We start from the raw sequence: 20,136 nt of genomic DNA on the forward strand, positions 1-20,136 counted from the left end.
ATGCTTTCGCCCGGCGCCACCGATCCCGAAATGCTCTTCACCGTCGCAGACGGCATCGCCCGGGTGGTATTCAACCGGCCCCGGGCGATGAATGCTTTCACCTATGCCATGTATGACCGGCTGGTGGAGATCTGCGAGGCTGTGAATGCCGATCCCGCCATCCGGGTGATGCTGCTCTCGGGCGCGGGCGGCCAGGCCTTCGCAGCCGGCACCGATATATCCCAGTTCCGGAACATGTCCGGGCGCGACGACGCGCTCGCCTATGAAGAACATATGGACCGGGTGTTTTCCACGCTGGAGACCTGCCGCGTGCCGACCATCGCCGTGATCACCGGGGCGGTGACGGGCGGGGGCGCGGCGATCGCATCCTGCTGCGATATCCGCATCGCCAGCGCCGATATGCGCTTCGGTTTCCCCATCGCGCGCACCCTCGGCAATTGCCTCTCGGTGCGCACCATCGAGCGTGTGGTGGCATTGATCGGCGAGGCGCGCACCAGGCAGATCCTCTATTCATCCGAATTGATGGATGCGGATCAGGCGCTCGCGGCGGGGTTCGTCACGCAGATCCTGCCCGATCACGCCGCGCTCGAAGCCCGCGCCGAGGCGCTCGCCGCGCGAATCGCGCAAAACGCGCCGCTGACGCTCTCGGCCACCAAGGAAGCCTTGGCGCGGCTGCGGGCCGGCCCGGCAAAGCCCGGAGCCGATGACGATCTAATCCTGCGCTGTTATCTCAGCGATGATTTCCGCGAGGGCATGGAGGCCTTCCTCGCCAAGCGCAAGCCACGTTTTCGCGGGCAATGACCGGGAGCCGGCTCAGCCGGCCCGCAGATTGCGACCGGTTTGCTTCCCGGCTGTCGCGCCCGGCTCCTTCACCGGCTCTGCGCGGTCTTCACTGCCCGCCTGCTCGGCGGCGACGAAGACGTTGCTCGCGGCCATGATATGCGCATGCATCACCGCTTCGGCCCAATCCGCATCCCGGGATCCGATGGCGGTGACGAGATCGAAATGGTCGAAATCGCTGCGCTGGGCATCGCGATCCCCGAAACTGGCATAGGCCTGAACCAGAAAACCGACATGCATGAGATTGGCTGCCGTGCGGTAGAGGTGGCTGTTGCCACTCAGTTCGAGAATCAACAGATGGAAGGCGCGGTTACGCTCCGAACGCCGGGTCCCGCCTTCGCCGGTCACCCCTTCGCGGGCGATGGCTTCGGCCATGCGTGACAGACGCAAGGTATCCGCTTTGCCGGCATTGCGGGCAGCGAGACGGGCGCCCATCGCTTCGAGCCGTGCGCGAACCTCGTAGATCTGGCGCGCCTCCTCCGGGCTCCACGCCTTCACCACGGCCCCGATATGCGAGGCCATGTCGATGAAGCCGTCACTCGCCAGCCTTTGCAGGGCCGCGCGGACCGGCGTACGGCTGACGGAGAGCCGCTCGGCCAGCATTTCCTCCGTGATCCGTGAACCGACCGGAAAGGCACCCGAGATGATCGCCGAGCGGATCTCGTCATAGACCCGCTCCATAGCCGTGAGACGCATGTTCCCCTTCATCACTCCACACTACCCTGTGATGATCACAAACGCCATGATGCATGACCCGAGCGGGATATAGCCGAGATTCCGGTCTGCGTGGAAGGGGCTTGTGTCACCCGCGTAGCAACGCCTCGATCGCCGTGATCACATGCGGATGTTCCGGCACCGTCGTCGTCGCGAAGACGGCTTCGATGTCGCCGTCGGGAGCGATGAGATATTTGTGAAAATTCCAGCGCGGCGTCTCGCCGGGGCGGACCTCCCGGGCCCAGCGATAGAAGGGATGCGCCTCGGCGCCTGTGACCTGGCTGATCGCCGTGAGCGGGAAATCGATGCCGAACCGAGCCTCGCAGAAGGCCGCGACATCCGCATTGGAGGCGAGTTCCTGGCGAAAATCATTCGATGGCACGCCGATCACGACAAGCCCGGCATCGCGATAGCGGGCATGGAGATTCTGCAGGCCCTCGTATTGCGCCGTGAACCCGCAACGCGAGGCGGTGTTCACAACGAGGATCGGGCGTCCGCGAAACCGCTGCAGATCGAGCCTGTCGCCATTGATGGTCTCGAAGGAGAAACTGTGTGCGTTTCGTCGCGACATTGCCGGCCCGGACGATGCGGGTTCGGCCAGAACGGAACCGCGCGCGGCGGCAAGCAAGCCGAAGCCGGCCAGGATGCCACTGCCCAGAAGCTCCCGGCGATTGATCGCCCCTCGCCTGCGCCTGCCTGCAACCATGATCGACGCTCCCCGCTATCGCCTTTCCGCCACGATGATATGGCGCGCCTGCGCGCGGGTTCCAGGGGTCTTGGCCGCAACCGGCCTCAGCCCGTCACCGAATAGGCGAGTATGACGAGCCCGATGCAGCACAGCGTCCAGGCCAGGGCCCCGCGTGCCGCATGCAGCCGCACGGTGCGATCGAGCCGTGCCTCGGCATCCTCGTCCCAGCCGAAAGCCGCACCGGCGCTGTCGGCGAGATTGCGCAGGGTCGCGACGCGGGCCTGAACGGAATGCGGCCGGCGATGCTGATCGAAACGATCAGGATATGGCCCGGAATCGTGGGACATGGATTCTACTCCGACGCCCGCTGCCGAAGAGACGGCAGCGCAAGGCCCGAGATGCTACGTCGGCTTGTGTTAAGGATCCGTTTCAGGCGCGCCACGCGGCGTTTCGACCCGCGCGATCCGCCGCAAACCGACATGCGCGACGCTGCCCTCGCTTCCGGAGCGCTGCGGGTTTATGCAGATGGCGTATTTCGTGCGACGACGCGGGATTGGGCAAAGGGGTTCGGCATGGCTTCCGGCAACGCGACAGCATCCGTTACGGCACGGCGTGCAGCGAAGGTGACCAGCCGCGATCTCGGCCTCGAGCGCAAGCTGCGGCGCGCCATGCAGGGCGAGGTGCGCTTCGATGCGTTCACGCGCGGGCGCTACGCCACCGATGCCTCGATCTACCAGATCATGCCGATAGGCGTGGTCATGCCGCAGAATGCCGAGGATCTCGAAGCCGCGCTGACCATCGCGCGTGAGGAAGGCGTGCCGGTGATCGTGCGCGGCGGCGGCACTTCGCAGAACGGGCAGCCGATCGGCGAGGGGCTCGTCATCGATTGCGCGCGCCATCTCGACCGGGTGCTCGATTACGACCCGCAGGCGCGCAGTATCCGCGTCGAGCCGGGCATGGTGCTGGAGCGACTGAACGCGCGGCTGAAAGCGGACGGCCTGTTCTTTCCCGTCGAGCCCTCCACCGCCTCGCGCTGCACGATCGGCGGCATGACCGGCAACAATTCCTGCGGCGCGCGCTCGATCCGCTACGGCAAGATGGTCGATAACGTGCTCGCGGTCGATGGCTGGTTCCACCACGCAGAGGCCTTCCGCTACGGCTCGATGGGCGGCGATGACGGCGGCGTCACCGGCTCGGCGGATGCGCGCAGGCTCGCCACCTCGCTGGTCGGGCTCGCCCATGCCGAGCGCGCCGGGATCGAGGCGCGGTTTCCGCAGGTACAGCGGCGCGTGGGCGGCTACAATCTCGATGCGCTGCTTGCACCTGTGCCCAACCTCGCGCATCTGCTCGTCGGCTCGGAGGGCACGCTCGCGATTTCGCGCGCGGTGACGCTGGCGCTCTCGCCCCTTCCGCAACATCGCGTCATGGGCGTATGCCATTTCCCGAGCTTTCGCGCGGCGATGGAGACGACGCGCCATCTCGTCGAGCTCGGCCCGGTAGCCGTGGAACTCGTCGATCGCAACGTGCTCGAACTCGGTGCCGATATCGACATCTTCCGCCGCACCCTCGCGCAGATCACCAGGGGGCAACCTGATTGCCTGCTGCTGGTCGAATTCGCCGGCGAGAGCGCGGATGGCCTGCGTGATGATCTCAAACGTCTCGACCAGTGCATGGCCGATCACGGCTACCCCGATGCCGTGGTGGAGGTGGTCGATCCGGGTGCTCAGAAACAGGTCTGGGGCGTGCGCGAGGCCTGCCTGAACATCATGATGTCGATGAAGGGCGACGGCAAGCCGGTCTCCTTCATCGAGGATTGCGCCGTGCCGCTCGAACACCTCGCCGATTACACCGACCGCGTCACCGCGATCTTCGAGAGACATGGCACGCGCGGCACCTGGTATGCGCATGCCTCGGTCGGCTGCCTGCATGTGCGCCCGATCCTCAATATGAAGACCGATGACGGCGTGCGGGCCATGCGCGCCATCGCCGAGGAGACGTTCGAGGAGGTGCGCCGGTTCGAGGGCTCGCATTCCGGCGAGCACGGGGACGGGATCTCGCGCTCGGAATTCCACGAGGCAATGTTCGGCACCCGCATGGTGCGCGCCTTCGAGGCGGTGAAGAACGCCTTCGATCCGCAAGGCCGCCTCAATCCCGGCAAGATCGTGCGCCCGCTCGCCTTCGATGATCGCGACCTGATGCGCTATCCGCCCGGCTACGCCCAGGCCGCGCCGCGCGAGACCGCCCTCGACTGGAGCGATCACGGCGGCATGCTCGCCGCCGTGGAGATGTGCAACAATAACGGCACCTGCCGCAAGCGCGTCGGCGGGGCGATGTGCCCGAGCTTTCGCGTCACCGGCAGCGAGATGCATGTGACGCGCGGGCGCGCCAACACGTTGCGCCTCGCCATGACCGGCCAGCTCGGCGAAGACGCCTTCACCGATCCCGCCATGAAGGCGACGATGGATCTGTGCGTCTCCTGCAAGGCGTGTCGCCACGAATGCCCGACCGGCGTTGACATGGCCCGGATGAAGATCGAATTCCTCAGCCATTACCATGCCCGCCACGGCCTGCCGCTGAAGGAGCGGCTCATCGCCTGGCTGCCGCGTTATGCGCCGCTCGCTTCGCGGCTGCGCGGGCTGATGAACCTGCGCGACAGGGTGCCGGGGCTTGCGGCCTTGTCCGAGACGCTTGCAGGATTCTCCGCCCGCCGCGCGCTCCCCGTCTGGCGCAAGCCCTGGAGGGAGACCGGCGAAGCAGCATCGCCGGAGGCGGTGATCGGAGACGGGCGGGACGTGGTGCTCTTCGGTGATACCTTCAACCGCTATTTCGAACCGGAAAACCTCGCCGCCGCCGCCCGTGTGCTGGCACGGGCCGGCTATCGCCTGCACCGGGTCGCGCCGGCGGATCGCGGGCGTCCATTGTGTTGCGGGCGCACCTTCCTCTCTGCAGGACGGGTCGACGAGGCGCGTCTGGAAGCGCAGCGCACCCGCGATGCGCTGATCCCCTTCGTCGAGCGGGGCGCGCGCGTCATCGGGCTCGAACCCTCCTGCCTGCTCACCCTGCGCGACGAATTTCACGCGCTTTTGCCCGACGAGGCCACGCAGGCGCTCTGCGACGCCGCCTTCCTCTTCGAGGAGGCGCTCGCCGCCGATCAGGAGGCGGGTGTGATCGACCTTGCCTTCGCCGATCAGGGCGGGCGCAAGGCCTATCTGCACGGGCATTGTCATCAGAAGAGCTTCGAGGCACTTAGCCCCGTCGAGACGCTTCTTCACGCGGTGCCCGGCCTCACGCTCGAGACGATTGAATCGAGTTGCTGCGGCATGGCCGGCGCCTTCGGCTATGATGCACGCACCATTGATACCTCGCTCGCCATGGGGGAACTCTCGCTCTTCCCCGCCCTGCGCAAGGCTGATCCCGACGCGATCATCCTCGCCGATGGCACCTCTTGCCGCCACCAGATCGGTGACGGCGTGGCGCGTGAGGCGGTGCATGTGGCGCGGTTCCTGGATCAGGCGCTCAACGAATGATTCGCACGTTGCGCGAGCCGATCTCACCGGAATCCGGACATTTCATCACGATGCGGATATCATCGTAGCTGCGGTCGGTCCAGCCGGGCTGGAGCCAGTTATGATTCGGCCCCGGCTGACCGGGCGGGCGGTCTTCCCAGCCGAAATACATGTAGGATCCCGGCGTGCAGCCGCGATCCTCGACCTGCGGCGCGCGATGCTTGCCCTCGGGCAGGATGCCGCCATCGCTTTCGCCGACACATTCGTCCAGGCTTTCGCAGCGCACGGTTTCGAGCATGTCGAAACCCTGGTCGATCTGGCCCGGACGGAACCACCGGTTCCATGCGCCCGGAATGTCTTCGGCGACGCGGATGATGTCGAAGATCTCGCGCCCGTTCACGATCCGTGTGTCGGTGAAATATTCGAAGACGGGGGCAAAGGGCGGGCGATTGGGATTATCAAGGAGCCCGGGATGCGATCTCACATGCCGCTGATTGCGCATGCTGAAGCTCAGCGATTCACCTTCGGCGCAACGCGGCCAGTCGAAATCGTATTCCGTCCCCTCGTTATCCGCAATCAGCGTCATCTGGCTGCGATACCGATCGCGCCCTTGCGGATCGGCCGGGTTGGCGGATTCATGGTCGTAGCAATAGGCGAAAAGCTGGTTGTAATCCCCCGCATCGGGGTTGAGATAGGTCATTTCCGGCGGATCGTATTGCTGTGTCAGCGCATCGATATGCACATCCGTGCGTACGCTGACATGCATCGATTCCGCGATTCCGGGAACGACATGCGCCATCACCGTGCGCAGATCGCCCGAGAGTTCCAGCGAGAAGGTATTCTGGTTGATCCAGCTGCCTTCGGAGACGATCGAACCCAGATGATCCGGCTCGCGGCCCTGGCCCGAGACCTGCGCCAGATAGGCCTCGATGACCTGTTCAGGGTTCTGACGATTCTCGGAATTCGCCACATGCAGCGCGAGCCCGTCGGATACGGCCTGGAGTTGCGAACGCGCATCGGTTGCGCGACTGTAATCGACAGCGATACCGGCCACGCCGAAGAGCGGGATCGCCGTCACGGCGAACACCATGGCGACGCCGCCACGTCTGTCCCGGCAGAACTCGAACATTGCACCACCTGCCTTTATCTGCTGATGACCACGTGCTGGAAAAACATCGGTGATGGATAACGCAAATTTAGACGAATGCGCAGCACTTCCGCTGCGTAAAGTTAATGGATATCTCATCGAAACAAGTAGTGAATCTGATTTCTGATTTGGGTCAATTTGATCTGACCATCGTGAAGCGGCGCACGAGCCGCAGATTTCCGCAGCAGACAGATCGACATTGCCAATCCGATACAATGCAAGACATCAAAAGCCTGCAATTAAAACTGATTTATTCTACAGATACACAATTAAAAGATGCCGCATCCCTCGTTGGAAGACGCGTCGCACGACGCCCGACCTTCCTCCCGCGAAAATCATGGCATCTCACGTCGATATCGCCCATATAAGCGTCGGACCCTATCGAAAGCGAAGCCATGAGCGCATTGGCCGGCAGGCGATTTCTGAAGATGAACGGGCTGGGGAACCGGATCGTCGTGCTCGATCTGCGCGGCACGGCAATCACGGTCTCGGCGCAGGAGGCGCGTGCCATTGCGGCACATCCGCGCTCGCCCTTCGACCAGCTCATGATCATCCATGATCCGCGCGGGCCGGGCGCCGACGCCTTCATCCGCATCATGAACAATGACGGCTCGGATGCCGGCGCCTGCGGCAACGGCATGCGCTGCGTCGCCTGGGCGCTTTGCGTCGATCCGCCGATCAGCGGCGGCATCGACCGCGACCATCTGCGCCTCGAAACACAGGCCGGCATGCTCGAGGCCTGGATGCGCGACCAGACCCGCTTCACCGTCGATATGGGCGCGCCGCGATTCGACTGGCAGGACATTCCCCTGCGCGATCCGTTTCCCGATACCCGCTACATCGAGTTGCAGGCCGGGCCGATCGACGCGCCGGTTCTGCATTCGCCCTCGGCGGTGAATATGGGCAATCCGCACGCGGTCTTCTTCGTCGATGATCTCGACGCGCATGATCTCGCCCGGTTCGGGCCGTTGCTGGAAAACCATCCGATCTTTCCCGACCGCGCCAATATCTCGCTGGCCCAGGTACTCTCGCCCACGCGTATCCGGCTCAAGGTCTGGGAGCGCGGCGCGGGGCTGACGCAAGCCTGTGGATCCGCCGCCTGCGCGGCGCTCGTTGCGGCGGCCCGGCGCAAGTTTACCGGGCGCGAGGCGACGGTCAGCCTGCCAGGTGGTGATCTTGACATCGTCTGGCGGGAAAGCGATTCCCACGTGCTGCTGACCGGGCCGGTCGAGATGGAATGGGAAGACCGGTTTCCGGCAGGGATTTTTGCCGGGGCTGCGTGAGGCGGTGCGTACCTGTGGGCAGGCCCGCAGGACGGCAGGATACGAGGATCACAGGATCGCATGACGGACCCGCCGCATGCGCTTCGCAGGAGGTAACGATACACCGCCCATGAGCATCGATCTCGTCACATTCGGCTGCCGGCTCAACACCTACGAGTCCGAGGCGATGGAGCGTCAGGCCCGCGAGGCCGGGCTCGATGACGCCGTCATCGTCAATACCTGCGCAGTCACGGCAGAGGCTACCCGCCAGGCCCGCCAGAGCATCCGCCGCATCGCCCGCGAACGCCCCGGCGCGCGCATCATCGTCACCGGCTGCGCCGCGCAGGTCGAGCCCGGGACCTTCGCCGCCATGCCGGAAGTGGCGCAGGTCGTGGGCAATCACGAGAAGATGCAGCCCGGGACCTGGCAGAAGCTGCAGGCTTTCGGCATCGGCGAGAGCGAAAGGGTCATCGTTGACGACATCATGGCCGTGCGCGAAACCGCCGCGCATCTGATCGACGGGATGAAGGGGCGCACCCGCGCCTTCGTGCAGGTGCAGAACGGCTGCGACCATCGCTGCACCTTCTGCATCATCCCCTATGGGCGCGGCAATTCGCGCTCGGTCCCTATGGGCGTCGTTGTCGAGCAGATCCGCACACTTGTCGAAAACGGCACCCGCGAGGCGGTTCTGACCGGTGTCGACATCACCAGCTATGGCAAGGATCTGCCCGGCGAGCCGCGTTTCGGCACGCTGGTGCGCGCCATCCTGCGGCATGTGCCCGAGCTCGAGCGGCTGCGCATTTCCTCGATCGATTCCGTCGAGGCGGATGATGATCTGATGCGCGCGCTGGCCGAAGAAGAGCGGCTGATGCCGCATCTGCATCTCTCGCTCCAGGCCGGCGACGACATGATCCTCAAGCGCATGAAGCGCCGGCACCTGCGCGATGACGCGATCCGCTTCTGCGAGGAAGCGCGACGGCTGCGTCCCGATCTCGTCTTCGGCGCCGACATCATCGCGGGCTTTCCCACCGAAACCGAGGCAATGTTTGCAAATTCCCTCGCACTCGTCGATGCATGCGGGCTCACGCATCTGCACGTCTTCCCCTTCTCGCCCCGCCCCGGCACACCGGCCGCGCGCATGCCGCAGGTCGATCGCAAGCTGGTCAAGGAGCGCGCCGCGCGCCTGCGCGCCAAGGGTGCGCAGGCACTGCGGCACCATCTCGATGCCGAGATCGGCCAGCTCCGCAATGTCCTGACCGAAACCGCCGATACCGGGCGCACCGAGGGCTTCACGCCGGTCCGCTTCTCCGCCCCGGTCGCCGCGGGCGAGATCCGGGCCGTCACCATCGCCGCCCATGACGGGCGCGTCCTGCACGCCTGAAGGCGGTCACCACACCCCGCCTGTTTTTGCGCCATAGCTTCGACCAATGGCGGGCTGGTATTTCGCATGTTCTCGATGTGCAATACTGGCAAGCACGCTTCGGGGCCGTATGACGCCCCGCGTGAAGGCGTGCACGGCATGATTCTCTCCAAAGCCGGGGAGATGGGCGGAGATGAAGGATGACACGAGCGCTTCTCCCCACCCTCATTCCCTCCCCGCCGGGCAGGGAGGCATGGCGCGCGCTTCAGGAACCAGCGGAGGCGCGATGCTGCCGCAGCGGCTGATGCAGGGCTATCGTGCCTATCGCGAAAAGGCATCCGGGTCGCAACGCGTGCGATTCGCCGGGCAGGCGCGCGCGCAGCAGCCGCAGACCATGGTGATCGGCTGCTGCGATTCACGCGTGGCGCCGGAGACGATCTTTGATGCCGAGCCCGGCGAACTCTTCGTCTGCCGCAACATCGCCAACCTCGTGCCACGCAGCGATTCGCCGATGGGCGATGCCAGCGTCGCGGCAGCCCTCGAATATGCGGTGCTCGCGCTCGCCGTGAAGCATATCGTCGTGCTCGGCCATGCCGGCTGCGGCGGGATCGCGGCCTTCGCGCGGCGCGCCAAACCACTCTCGGCGCAGGATTACACCGGGCGCTGGATTGCCGGCATCGCAGAGGCGCAAACGCGGTTGCCCGAAAAGGCGCGGGGGCAAACCGATTACACCACCCTGCTCGAACAGGCCTCGGTGGCGACGAGCCTGCACCATCTGCGTGGCTATCCCTGCGTCGCGACGGCCGTCGAATCGGAAGGCCTGACGCTGCACGGCGCGCATTTCGATATTCGTACCGGCGCACTCGCCCTGTATGACCAGAACGCGGCCAGGTTCATTCGCGTCGCATAGAGGCTGTGCTGCATGACAGGGCGGTGAGGAAAATCGCTTGCACAGGCGCGGCTCCCGGCGCTATGACTAGCGCAACGCGGGCGTAGTTCAGTGGTAGAACGTCAGCTTCCCAAGCTGAATGTCGTCGGTTCGATCCCGATCGCCCGCTCCAGTCCCGCTCGGCCTCTGTTTATCAACACGGTTACGGTTGTGGGATTGCCGTGCCTTGGAATCCCTGTCGACAGGCCCTGAAACTTTCGCGGATGCCTGCCATAACTGCCGGCAGATCACCGGGGGAAAGCCGCCCGGCTCTCTCTCGATCCGACAAATCACGGCGATGCGCCCGTGTATCGCTTCAGCGATTGCCGGCCCTTTCGCGAATTGAGTCAAAACCGGCAGCGAACACGAATTCGGACAGGCAATGTTGCGTGCCGGCCTTTCCCGGCATGCCCCCCCTGCGAAATCGCGAAGCCCGCATAGGCTGGGCTTCAGCTTGTTCTGACCGGAGGCGCACCATAGCCTGTAACAAAGCCAACGGTCATCAAACGGGAGTTCATTATGCCCCTTACAACGGCGCAGGACGATGGGACGAGGGAGATGGCACGCGCCCGTCTGGCCGTCGATATCGGGGGGACCTTCACCGATCTCGCGCTGGATACGGGCGCGCGGGTGTTCACGCTCAAGGTGTTGACGACGACACGCGCGCCCGAGGAGGGGGTGCTCGAAGGCGTGGCGCGCATCCTCCGGGAGGCAGGGCTGAGCCCCTCCGATATCGGTCTTCTCGTACATGGCACCACGCTCGCCACCAACGCGCTGATCGAGCGCAAGGGCGCACGGACCGCTCTCGTCGTCACCGAAGGCATGCGCGATTCCGTGGAAATGGCCTACGAGAACCGTTTCGAGCAATATGATGTGAATGTCGATCGCCCGGTGCCGCTGGTCCCGCGCGCCCTGCGGCTGCCGGTCCGCGAACGTCTCGCCTCGGACGGTTCGGTGCTGCTGCCGCTCGACGAGGACAGCGTCCATGCCCTTGCGGGCGCGTTGCGCGAAGCGGGTGTCGAGAGCATCGCCATCGGCCTGATCCATGCCTATGCCAACCCGGCCCACGAGCAGCGCGTCGCCGAGATCCTGCAAACGCATCTGCCCGAGGCCTCGATCAGCCTTTCCAGCGAGGTCTGCCCGGAAATCCGCGAATACGAACGGCAATCGACCACCTGCGCGAATGCCTATGTCCAGCCGCTGATGGCGCGCTATCTCACCCGCCTCGGCGAGCGCCTGCGTGAGGACGGGCTGAGGTGCCCGTTCTTCCTGATGACTTCCGGCGGCGGCCTGGCCAGCCTCGACACCGCCATCCGCTTCCCGATCCGCCTGGTCGAATCCGGACCCGCCGGCGGCGCGATTCTCGCCGCGCGCATCGCCACCCAGATGGGGCTCGACAGCGTGCTCAGCTATGATATGGGCGGCACCACGGCGAAGATCTGCCTGATCGACGCGATGACGCCCCTCAAGAGCCGCACCTTCGAGGTCGATCGCGTCTACCGCTTCAAGCGCGGCAGCGGCCTGCCGGTGCGCATTCCGGTGATCGAGATGGTCGAGATCGGCGCCGGTGGCGGCTCCATTGCCCGGATGGATACGCTCGGGCGCATCCAGGTCGGCCCCGACAGCGCGGGATCGGAACCCGGTCCCGCCTGCTACGGGCGTGGCGGCACCGAGCCGACGGTAACCGATGCCGATGTCGGGCTCGGGCGCATCGATCCGGCGCTGTTCGGCCAGGGTGCCGTGCGTTTCGATGCCGATGCTGCCCTGGCGGCGCTCTCGGCGAAGATCGGCGAGGCTGCCGGCCTCGACGCAACGCATGCGGCTTACGGCATCTGCGAGATCGTCGACGAGAACATGGCCAATGCCGCGCGCGTCCATGCCATCGAATGGGGCAAGGATATCGCCGCGCGCACCATGATCGCCTTTGGCGGCGCCGCCCCACTGCATGCGGCGCGCCTCGCCGAGAAGCTCGGCATCGACACGGTGATCGTGCCGCCGGATGCCGGCGTCGGCTCGGCGATCGGTTTCCTGATGGCCCCGATCGCCTATGAGGTGGTGCGCAGCCGCTACATGCGCCTCGACGCTTTCGACGCGGGTGAGGCCAATGCCACGCTCGACGCCATGCGCGCGGAAGCGGAGGAAGTGGTTCGCCTCGGCGCTCCGGATGCGGCGCTGGTCGAGACCCGTGAGGCCTATATGCGCTATATCGGCCAGGGCCACGAAATCAGCGTCACCCTGCCTGACGGCCCCCTCGACGCGGATGCGGCACAGACCATGCGGGCGGCCTTCGACAAATCCTATAGCGCGCTCTACGGACGCACGATTCCGCATCTCGGCATCGAGATCCTGAGCTGGACCTTGACGCTGCAGACCCGCCTCGACGCACCGGAACCGGTCGCACCGGGCGCGCGGGGCGGCGTCGCGACAAAGCCGCACACGACGCGCAGCATCTTCGATCCGGGCCTTGGAAAGACGGTCGAGGCGGGGGTGCATCTGCGCAGCGACCTCGCACCCGATGCCGTGATCGAGGGGCCTGCCCTGATCGCCGAAGCGCAGACGACGAGCGTCGTCTCCGCCGCCTTCACGGCCCGCATCGCTTCATCCGGCGCCATCGTCATGCAACGCCGTACAAGCCAGGAGGACCGGGCATGAGTGCGTCATCCGCAGCGGGCGATACCGCGCTCGCCAATATCCGTCTTCAGATCATGTGGAACCGGCTTCTCTCGGTCGTCGAGGAGCAGGCCCAGACCCTGATCCGTACCGCCTTCTCGACCTCGGTGCGCGAAGCCGGCGACCTCTCGGCCGGCGTGTTCGACGCGAAAGGCCGCATGCTCGCCCAGGCGGTGACCGGCACGCCCGGCCACGTCAATGCCATGGCCGCGAGCGTCGGGCATTTCCTCGCGCGCTTTCCGCTGGAGAGCATGGTCGAGGGCGACGTCTTCGTCACCAACGACCCGTGGCTCGGCACGGGGCATCTGCATGATTTCACCGTGGTCACGCCGACATTTCTCGACGGGCGCCCGGTCGCATTGTTTGCGGCGACGAGCCATGTCGTCGATGTGGGCGGGATCGGTTTCGGGCCGGACGGGCGTCAGGTCTACGAGGAAGGCATCTACCTGCCGATCATGCATCTGGCTCAGGCGGGTCGCATGAACGAATCGCTGCTGGCAATCGTGCGCTCGAATGTGCGCGAGCCGATCCAGGTCGAGGGGGATCTCTACTCCCTCGCCGCCTGCAACGAGACCGGCTGCCGCCGCCTCATCGCGATGATGCGCGAATTCGGCCTCACCGATCTCGACCATGTCGCCGAGCACATCATCACGCAGTCGCGGGAAGCCATGCTCGCGGCGATCCGCGCGCTTCCCGCAGGTGTCTACGAGAACAGCATGCGCGTCGATGGCTATGAGCGTCCCGTTGATCTGGTTTGCCGGCTGAGCGTGGGCGATGACGGCATCACGATCGATTTTGCGGGCACCTCCCCCGTTTCGGGCTACGGCATCAATGTGCCGCTGACCTATACGGATGCCTATGCCAGCTTCGGCGTGCGCTGCATCGTCGGCGGCGACATCCCCAACAACTGGGGCTCGCTCGATCCGATCCGCGTCGATGCACCGGCAGGCTCGATCCTGAATGCGCCGCATCCCTGCGGCGTGGCGGCGCGGCACGTGATCGGCCAGATGCTGCCCGATGTCGTGCTCGGCTGCCTCGAACAGGCCATCCCCGGCGGCACGCCGGCAGAGGGCTCGTCGAGCCTGTGGAATCCGACGCTGATGGGCGGGCACGGCGTGGTCGATGCGGATTACGGCGCCGCGACGCCTTTCGCCATGACCATCTTCCATACCGGCGGGACCGGTGCGCGTGTGGGCAAGGACGGGCTCTCGGCCACGGCCTTTCCCTCGGGCGTGCGCAACACACCGGTGGAGATCAACGAGACGATCTCGCCGCTGGTCTTCTGGCGCAAGGAATACCGCACCGATTCCGGCGGCGCCGGGCGCCATCGCGGCGGGACCGGACAGGTGATGGAGATCAGCCACCGCGAGAATGCGCCGTTCTCCGTCGGCGCCATGTTCGACCGCTGCGCCCATCCCGCGCGCGGACGACAGGGTGGCGGGCCGGGCGGCAATGGCGCGGTACGCACGCAGAACGGGCTGACCCTGCGTCCGAAGGGTCGCCAGACCGTCCCCGCCGGTGATTGTCTGGTGCTCGAGACACCCGGTGGCGGCGGGCTCGGCGACGCGAAGGCGCGTCCGGTCGCAATGGTGGCGGAAGATGTCCGCAACGGGATCGTCACCCCGCAAGCCGCGAGGGACGCGTATGGCGTGGTGGTGGACGTGCACGGCACGGTAGACGAGGCCGCCACGAAGGCCCTGCGCGGCTGAGCATGCGCAAAGGCCACCGCCTGCCCTCAGGGGCGGGCGGTGGCCTGCTCCGGCAGCCACGTGGCGATGCCCGGAAAAATCGTCAGCAGAATGATCGCCACGATCATCAGGAAGAAGAACGGCAGCGCTGCCCGCGCGATATAGAGCAGATTCCGCCCCGTGAGCCCCTGCAGCACGAACAGGTTGAAGCCCACCGGCGGCGTGATCTGGCTCATCTCCACCACCAGTACCAGATAGATGCCGAACCAGATCAGATCGATCCCGGCAGCCTGCACCATCGGCAGGATCACGGCCGTGGTGAGAACGACGACGGAAATGCCGTCGAGGAAACAGCCCAGAATGACGAAGAGAAGCGTCAGCGCCACGAGCAGCATGTAGGGCGACAACTGCATCTCCTGGATCAGCATCGCCAGCGCACGCGGAATTCCGGTATAGCCCATCGCCACGGAGAGGAAGGCCGCACCGGCATAGATGAAGATGATCATGCAGGACGTGCGCGTGGCACCCATCAGGCTTGCCGAGAAGGTGTGCCGGTTCAGGGAGCCCGTCAGCGCCGACAGGATCAGCGCGCCGGCGACCCCGATCGCCGCCGCCTCGGTCGCCGTGGCCCAGCCGCGATAGATCGAGCCGATCACGAATGTAATCAGCAGAATCACCGGGATCAGCCGGCGAGACGACCAGAGCTTCTGCTTCAGCGTCATCCTGATGTCGGAGACCGGGATTTTCGACGGGTTGAGCAGCGCCCAGCCGCCGACATAGAGCATGAACAGCGAAGCGACCATCACACCGGGCAGAATGCCGGCGATGAAAAGCTGCACGATCGAGACTTCCGCAGAGACACCGTAGACGATCAGGATGATCGAAGGCGGAATCAGCAGGCCGAGCGTGCCGGAGCCCGCCAGCGATCCGATGATGAGCTTCTCGTCATAGCCACGTCTGGACAGTTCCGGAATCGACATCTTGCCGACCGTCATCGCCGTCGCCGCCGAGGAGCCGCTGACGGCGGCGAAGACGGCGCAGCCGAGGATGTTCACATGCATCAGCCGCCCGGGAAGCCGCCCGAGCCAGGGCGCGAGTCCGGCGAACATGTCCTCGGAGAGCTTCGTGCGAAACAGGATCTCGCCCATCCAGACGAAGAGCGGCAGCGAGGCCACCGTCCAGGTCGCCGTTCCGCCCCAGATGCTGGTGGACATGATGAGGCCCGCAGGCGCGCTGCTGAACATGGTGATGCTGACGAGCCCGAGGGCCGCGAGCGCCATGGCCACCCACAATCCGCCGCCGAGAAAGGCGAACAGCAGGACGATCAGGATGATCGATTGCGTCAACAGATCCAAGGGCCCGGTCCTTTTGTGAATCAGTCGTTTGATGCGTCTTCGCGTTCGCGCATGACGACGTCGCGTGTATCGTCGAAGCTCGGCGTACGGCCAGACAGGATGTTGAAGAACTCTTCCACCATCGCCAGGGTCAGCATGGCGATGCCGAGGAACATGGCGCCCTGGGGTATCGCCAGCGGAATCGAGAGCAGACCATCGGAAACCTCGCGAAAGCGGATCGAATCCTGCATCAGCCCCCAGGTCGATCTTGCGAAGAAACCCATGAGCAGGGCGCCGATGCCCACCGAAAGCAGATCGGCCACGCGCCGCGCCTTGTCCGGCAACATGTGGAGAACGAGCGATACGCGGATATGGCTGCCGGCCCGGAAGGCGTAGGCCAGCGCCAGAAAGCTGGTTGTCGGCAGCAGGAACGCCGCCGTCTCGTTGACGCCCGGCACCATGATCCCGAAAAGCCGCCCGATAATCTGGGCGAGCATCAGCACCGCAATGGCGGCGAGCGCGATCGCGGCCACAATACCGCAGGTCTTGTACGCGATATCCGTTACCCGACGCAGCATATCCATGCGCGACCACTCCCTGACCCGGCTGGTTGTTGCGTTGCGGTAGTCACATCGGCGGGTATGCGCACGCGGCGGCTCGATGCCCGCGTGCGCATGATCATGCAAGCATGAGCGCGATTACATCGCCTCGTATGCGTCGATCAGGCGCTGGCCGTTTTCGCCGGCCTTCTCGATCCATTCTTGCGTCATCTGCGCCCCGACATCCTCGAGCTCGGAGACAAGCGCATCGCCGGGCTCGACGACATTCATGCCGTTATCGGCGAGTTCGGCCGTAGCCTTGGCGCCCTCTTCCCGGGCCTGCGCCCAGACGCGTTCCTCGGCATTGGCCGCTGCGGTCATGACGGCTTCCTGGATGTCGGCATCGAGTGCATCGAAGGCGCTCTGGTTGACGAATACCAGGTTCTTGGGATGCATGGCGTCCGTGGTGTAGTAATATTCGAGGAAGTCCCAGGACTTTACATCGACGCCCGTCGTGGCGGAAGTCAGCATCGCATCGACGACACCGGTCGAGAAGGCCTGGGGAACCTCGGCATACTGCACCGTGGTCGGGGTCGCGCCCATCAGCTCGGCCAGACGCGACGTGGCCGCGTTATAGGCGCGGAAGGGCACGCCCTCCATATCCGCCAGAGTCTCGACGGGTTCCTGTGCGTACAGGCCCTGGCCCGGCCAGACCCCGGAGAACAGCACCATCAGGTCTTCCTCTGCGAGGACTTCCTCGAGAATCGGCTTCTGCGCCTGCCACAGCTTCTCGGCATTGTCGAACCCGGCTGCGAGGAACGGCACACCGTCAACCTCGAAGATCGGGTTTTCATTGCCATAAGCCGAGAGCAGGATCTCGCCGATCTGGGCCTGTCCGGTGCGGACCGCGCGCTTGATCTCCGGCATCTTGAACAGCGAGGCGCCGCTATGCACCGTGATGGTGAGGCGGCCATCCGTCAGCTCCGAGACTTCCTCGGCAAACTGGATGACGTTCTGGGTGAGATAATTCCCGTCCGGATAGGGGGTGGGCATGTCCCAGTTCTGGGCCTGGGCGGAAAAGCTGAAACCGAGGCTGACCCCGGCCACGAGCAGCCCCTTGGTGAAATGATTCATGTTGTTCTCCCAACGCGGGTTCGATCCTCTGGAAACGGTCATGCCGAATGTGTTCATGTTCTTTTTCGGCATAGCGCGCGTCAGCGTGTCCCGGTCCTTACGTTACGTCAAGCCTGAAGAATTCGCTTCGAGCGCGCAGATCAAACGCATGGGCTGTGAATTATTGCACAAAAATGCGCCCATCTTGAAAATGCAGCCTGCCGTCGATCCGAAATGTCAGGCAGCCATGACTGAACGCGATAGAATCGGATCTCGAAGCCTGCAGCATGCCGGATGGGGCCGGGAAGTCGTGCTTCGTCAGGGCTCTACGCCAATTGCGGGAAGCTGGGCGCGACCGTGTTGCCCATAGCGAAGACCGGCAATGCCGGGGCCGATCCGCACAGACAATGTCGCCGCGCAGATCCAGTACGGACGGCAGCCAGCATCGCTGCGCCCTCAACCGCGTCAAATGGTGTGTCGAAACCCCCATGCCGGGCGTCTTGCCATTATCAAGAACTGCCAAATACTCACACCGGCGGTCGCCCAAGGCCGTCACGAGCGCGCCGTAATGGCGTTGCCCCCTTGCGGTGCCGTCAGCGCACCCGGATTCGCGCGGCTCGATTCGCGTGCGCTCTCGACTTCCTTGCGCAGCGAATCGCATTCACGCTTGTATTGGCGTTCCAGCTTGCGGTGCTTGCCCTGGACCAGCCAGGCCGCGACACCGCCGATCATCACGCCGACGGTCAGGGCAATGAAAAGCACCAGCCAAAGCGGGGCCGAAATGGCCATGAGCGGGTCGGATGCGGAGAACGGATCGAATGAAACAGTGATCGGCGCGCGATTGGCGATGGCGAGCAGGATGATGACGAAGCCAACTGGTATGAGGATGAGCGCCTTGATGAAACCCGCCATAGCGTCGTCGTTCCCTGATCTGTTTCTCGTCTCGCGCGGATTATGGCCCGCATCCGTCTCAATCAACCGCGCGGGCCGCGATCGCGGGCTGCGTCTGCTCGCCGCCTGCTGTACCCGAAGCGCTGCTGCCGCCATTGAGCCGCAGGCGCATTTCCTTGCCGGTCTTGAAGACCGGAATCACCTTCTCCGAGACCGGAACCGTCTCGCCGGTACGCGGATTGCGCCCGATCCGGGCATCGCGCTTCTTCACGGAGAACGCGCCGAAGCCGCGCAATTCGACCCTGTCACCGCGCGCCAGCGCGTCCACGATCGTATCGAGAATCGCATTCACGATGTTTTCCACGTCCCTCTGATAGAGATGCGGGTTCTGTTCAGCGATTCTCAGGACCAGTTCTGATTTGATCATCGGCGCTAATTCTTTGAATTTTATCTAATTTTCAAGCTCAGGCTGCCAGATGGCGAGCAGCCCGTCAAGTTCGATGCGTTCGCGATGGCCGGCGAACCCGTAGAGCTTCCCCGAAAGCCGCTCGAATCCGGCGGCATCGGCAAGCAATGCCGCGCCCGTCATCAGATCGAAGGCCGAACGCTCCCGACGCGGAGACCATGTCTCGATCGGCAGATCGGCATCGAGGTCATGTGCCTCTGCCAGCCAGGCCAGCGCGTCGTCCTCGTTGCCCAGAGCATCGACGAGCGCCAGATCCAGTGCCCGGCGTCCGATATGGACGCGCCCATCGGCGACGTTGGCCGTGGCCTGTGCATCGAGCGCACGGCGCTCCGCAACGAGTTCGCGAAACCATGCATACGTGTCGTCAACCAGCTCGCGCAGGGCCGCAACGGCTTCCTCGTCGATCTCGCCGGTCGGGCTCGGCGCCGCCTTGAGGGGGGTGGAGCGCAGTTCGAGCATGCTGATACCGATATTGTCGAGCAATTCCCGGACATTGGGCATCTGGAACACAGTGCCGATCGAGCCGACCACCGCCGTCTCGCGCGAGACGATATGGTCGCTCGCGAGCGCGGCGATATAAGCGCCGGAGGCCGCCGTTCCATCGACGAAGGCAACCACGGGCTTGTCCTGTGCGAGCGCACGCAGGGACTGATACAGCTCTTCCGCGCCCGTGACGGTACCGCCGGGGGAATTGATACTCACGATCACGCCGCGCACCGCCCGCGATTCGGCGATTCGCTCCAGCATCTCCGTCTTGCGCCGGTCATTGGTGATCACGCCGGAAATCTCGACCCGCGCGATATGCGCCGTGCCCATCGAAGCCAGATCGCCGGGCCCGGCAATGCGCCAGCCGAGAGCGATCAGCGCGGCGAGCAGGGCGGCGATACCGAGACCGCGCCAGAAGGACAGCTTGCGCCGCATTCTGCGCCGATCGGCGATCAGTTCAGCATCGCTGGCCATGGCGCGTCCTCGTTTGCAGCCGATTCGAAC

17 protein-coding genes and 1 tRNA gene are annotated in these 20,136 nt (G+C 64.9%); 8 read left to right on the top strand and 10 right to left on the bottom strand.

The window, feature by feature from the left end; genetic code table 11:
* The gene (locus GA0071312_RS02210; RefSeq protein ID WP_074444135.1) at positions 1–801 is read left to right on the top strand and encodes an enoyl-CoA hydratase; all 801 of its coding nucleotides are present in this window, start codon (positions 1–3) and stop codon (positions 799–801) included.
* 12 nt (positions 802–813) lie between these two features.
* Here the strand turns inward: GA0071312_RS02210 and GA0071312_RS02215 are convergent, their stop codons facing one another.
* The 3 genes from GA0071312_RS02215 to GA0071312_RS02225 all read right to left on the bottom strand — a co-directional run bounded on the left by GA0071312_RS02215 (position 814) and on the right by GA0071312_RS02225 (position 2,589).
* Entirely contained in the window at positions 814–1,536 is a 723-nt protein-coding gene (locus tag GA0071312_RS02215; RefSeq protein WP_165603936.1) for a GntR family transcriptional regulator, read from the bottom strand.
* 106 nt (positions 1,537–1,642) lie between these two features.
* The gene (locus tag GA0071312_RS02220; RefSeq protein WP_074443441.1) at positions 1,643–2,260 is read right to left on the bottom strand and encodes a glutathione peroxidase; all 618 of its coding nucleotides are present in this window, start codon (positions 2,258–2,260) and stop codon (positions 1,643–1,645) included.
* 86 nt (positions 2,261–2,346) lie between these two features.
* A complete protein-coding gene (locus GA0071312_RS02225; protein WP_074443442.1) occupies positions 2,347–2,589 on the bottom strand; it encodes a hypothetical protein in 243 nt (80 codons plus the stop codon).
* A 225-nt stretch (positions 2,590–2,814) separates the two neighbouring features.
* On the opposite strand from GA0071312_RS02225, the gene GA0071312_RS02230 reads away from it, so the two are divergent.
* Positions 2,815–5,769, top strand: a complete 2,955-nt coding sequence (locus GA0071312_RS02230) for an FAD-binding and (Fe-S)-binding domain-containing protein (RefSeq protein WP_083204368.1) — start codon at positions 2,815–2,817, stop codon at positions 5,767–5,769.
* On the opposite strand, the gene GA0071312_RS02235 is transcribed toward GA0071312_RS02230, so the two are convergent.
* Positions 5,759–6,877 (bottom strand): Tad domain-containing protein, encoded by a 1,119-nt coding sequence (locus GA0071312_RS02235; protein WP_074443443.1) that lies wholly within the window; start codon positions 6,875–6,877, stop codon positions 5,759–5,761. The two genes, GA0071312_RS02230 and GA0071312_RS02235, sit on opposite strands and share 11 nt — an antisense overlap.
* Before the next feature lie 413 nt (positions 6,878–7,290).
* Here GA0071312_RS02235 and dapF point away from each other — a divergent pair, with 413 nt between their 5' ends.
* The 6 genes from dapF (at position 7,291) to GA0071312_RS02265 (ending at position 14,824) form a co-directional block, all read left to right on the top strand.
* The gene (gene dapF / locus GA0071312_RS02240) at positions 7,291–8,178 is read left to right on the top strand and encodes a diaminopimelate epimerase (protein WP_074443444.1); all 888 of its coding nucleotides are present in this window, start codon (positions 7,291–7,293) and stop codon (positions 8,176–8,178) included.
* A 109-nt stretch (positions 8,179–8,287) separates the two neighbouring features.
* Positions 8,288–9,538 (top strand): tRNA (N(6)-L-threonylcarbamoyladenosine(37)-C(2))-methylthiotransferase MtaB, encoded by a 1,251-nt coding sequence (gene mtaB / locus GA0071312_RS02245; protein WP_074443445.1) that lies wholly within the window; start codon positions 8,288–8,290, stop codon positions 9,536–9,538.
* Positions 9,539–9,770: 232 nt separating this feature from the next.
* A complete protein-coding gene (locus GA0071312_RS02250; protein ID WP_165603937.1) occupies positions 9,771–10,427 on the top strand; it encodes a carbonic anhydrase in 657 nt (218 codons plus the stop codon).
* A 76-nt stretch (positions 10,428–10,503) separates the two neighbouring features.
* Positions 10,504–10,578, top strand: a tRNA-Gly gene (locus GA0071312_RS02255).
* Between the two features lie 425 nt (positions 10,579–11,003).
* On the top strand, positions 11,004–13,097 hold the full coding sequence (locus tag GA0071312_RS02260; protein ID WP_083204233.1) for a hydantoinase/oxoprolinase family protein: 2,094 nt from the start codon (positions 11,004–11,006) through the stop codon (positions 13,095–13,097).
* A complete protein-coding gene (locus tag GA0071312_RS02265; RefSeq protein ID WP_074443447.1) occupies positions 13,094–14,824 on the top strand; it encodes a hydantoinase B/oxoprolinase family protein in 1,731 nt (576 codons plus the stop codon). The genes GA0071312_RS02260 and GA0071312_RS02265 overlap by 4 nt, the downstream gene beginning before the upstream one ends.
* A 26-nt stretch (positions 14,825–14,850) precedes the next feature.
* On the opposite strand, the gene GA0071312_RS02270 is transcribed toward GA0071312_RS02265, so the two are convergent.
* The 6 genes from GA0071312_RS02270 to sppA form a co-directional block, all read right to left on the bottom strand.
* The gene (locus tag GA0071312_RS02270; protein WP_074443448.1) at positions 14,851–16,158 is read right to left on the bottom strand and encodes a TRAP transporter large permease; all 1,308 of its coding nucleotides are present in this window, start codon (positions 16,156–16,158) and stop codon (positions 14,851–14,853) included.
* 20 nt (positions 16,159–16,178) lie between these two features.
* Positions 16,179–16,721 carry a TRAP transporter small permease gene (locus tag GA0071312_RS02275; RefSeq protein ID WP_238947057.1) on the bottom strand — a complete coding sequence of 181 codons (543 nt, stop codon included), beginning with the start codon at positions 16,719–16,721 and terminating at the stop codon, positions 16,179–16,181.
* A gap of 114 nt (positions 16,722–16,835) precedes the next feature.
* Positions 16,836–17,810, bottom strand: a complete 975-nt coding sequence (locus tag GA0071312_RS02280) for a TRAP transporter substrate-binding protein (protein ID WP_074443449.1) — start codon at positions 17,808–17,810, stop codon at positions 16,836–16,838.
* Positions 17,811–18,341: 531 nt separating this feature from the next.
* On the bottom strand, positions 18,342–18,701 hold the full coding sequence (locus GA0071312_RS02285; protein WP_074443450.1) for a LapA family protein: 360 nt from the start codon (positions 18,699–18,701) through the stop codon (positions 18,342–18,344).
* Positions 18,702–18,759: 58 nt separating this feature from the next.
* Positions 18,760–19,107, bottom strand: coding sequence for an integration host factor subunit beta (gene ihfB, locus GA0071312_RS02290; protein ID WP_074443451.1), 348 nt, complete (start codon positions 19,105–19,107; stop codon positions 18,760–18,762).
* Between the two features lie 24 nt (positions 19,108–19,131).
* Positions 19,132–20,106, bottom strand: coding sequence for a signal peptide peptidase SppA (gene sppA, locus GA0071312_RS02295; RefSeq protein WP_074443452.1), 975 nt, complete (start codon positions 20,104–20,106; stop codon positions 19,132–19,134).
* Positions 20,107–20,136 lie beyond the last annotated feature (30 nt).

Source organism: Saliniramus fredricksonii, assembly GCF_900094735.1.
Lineage (GTDB): Bacteria > Pseudomonadota > Alphaproteobacteria > Rhizobiales > Beijerinckiaceae > Saliniramus > Saliniramus fredricksonii.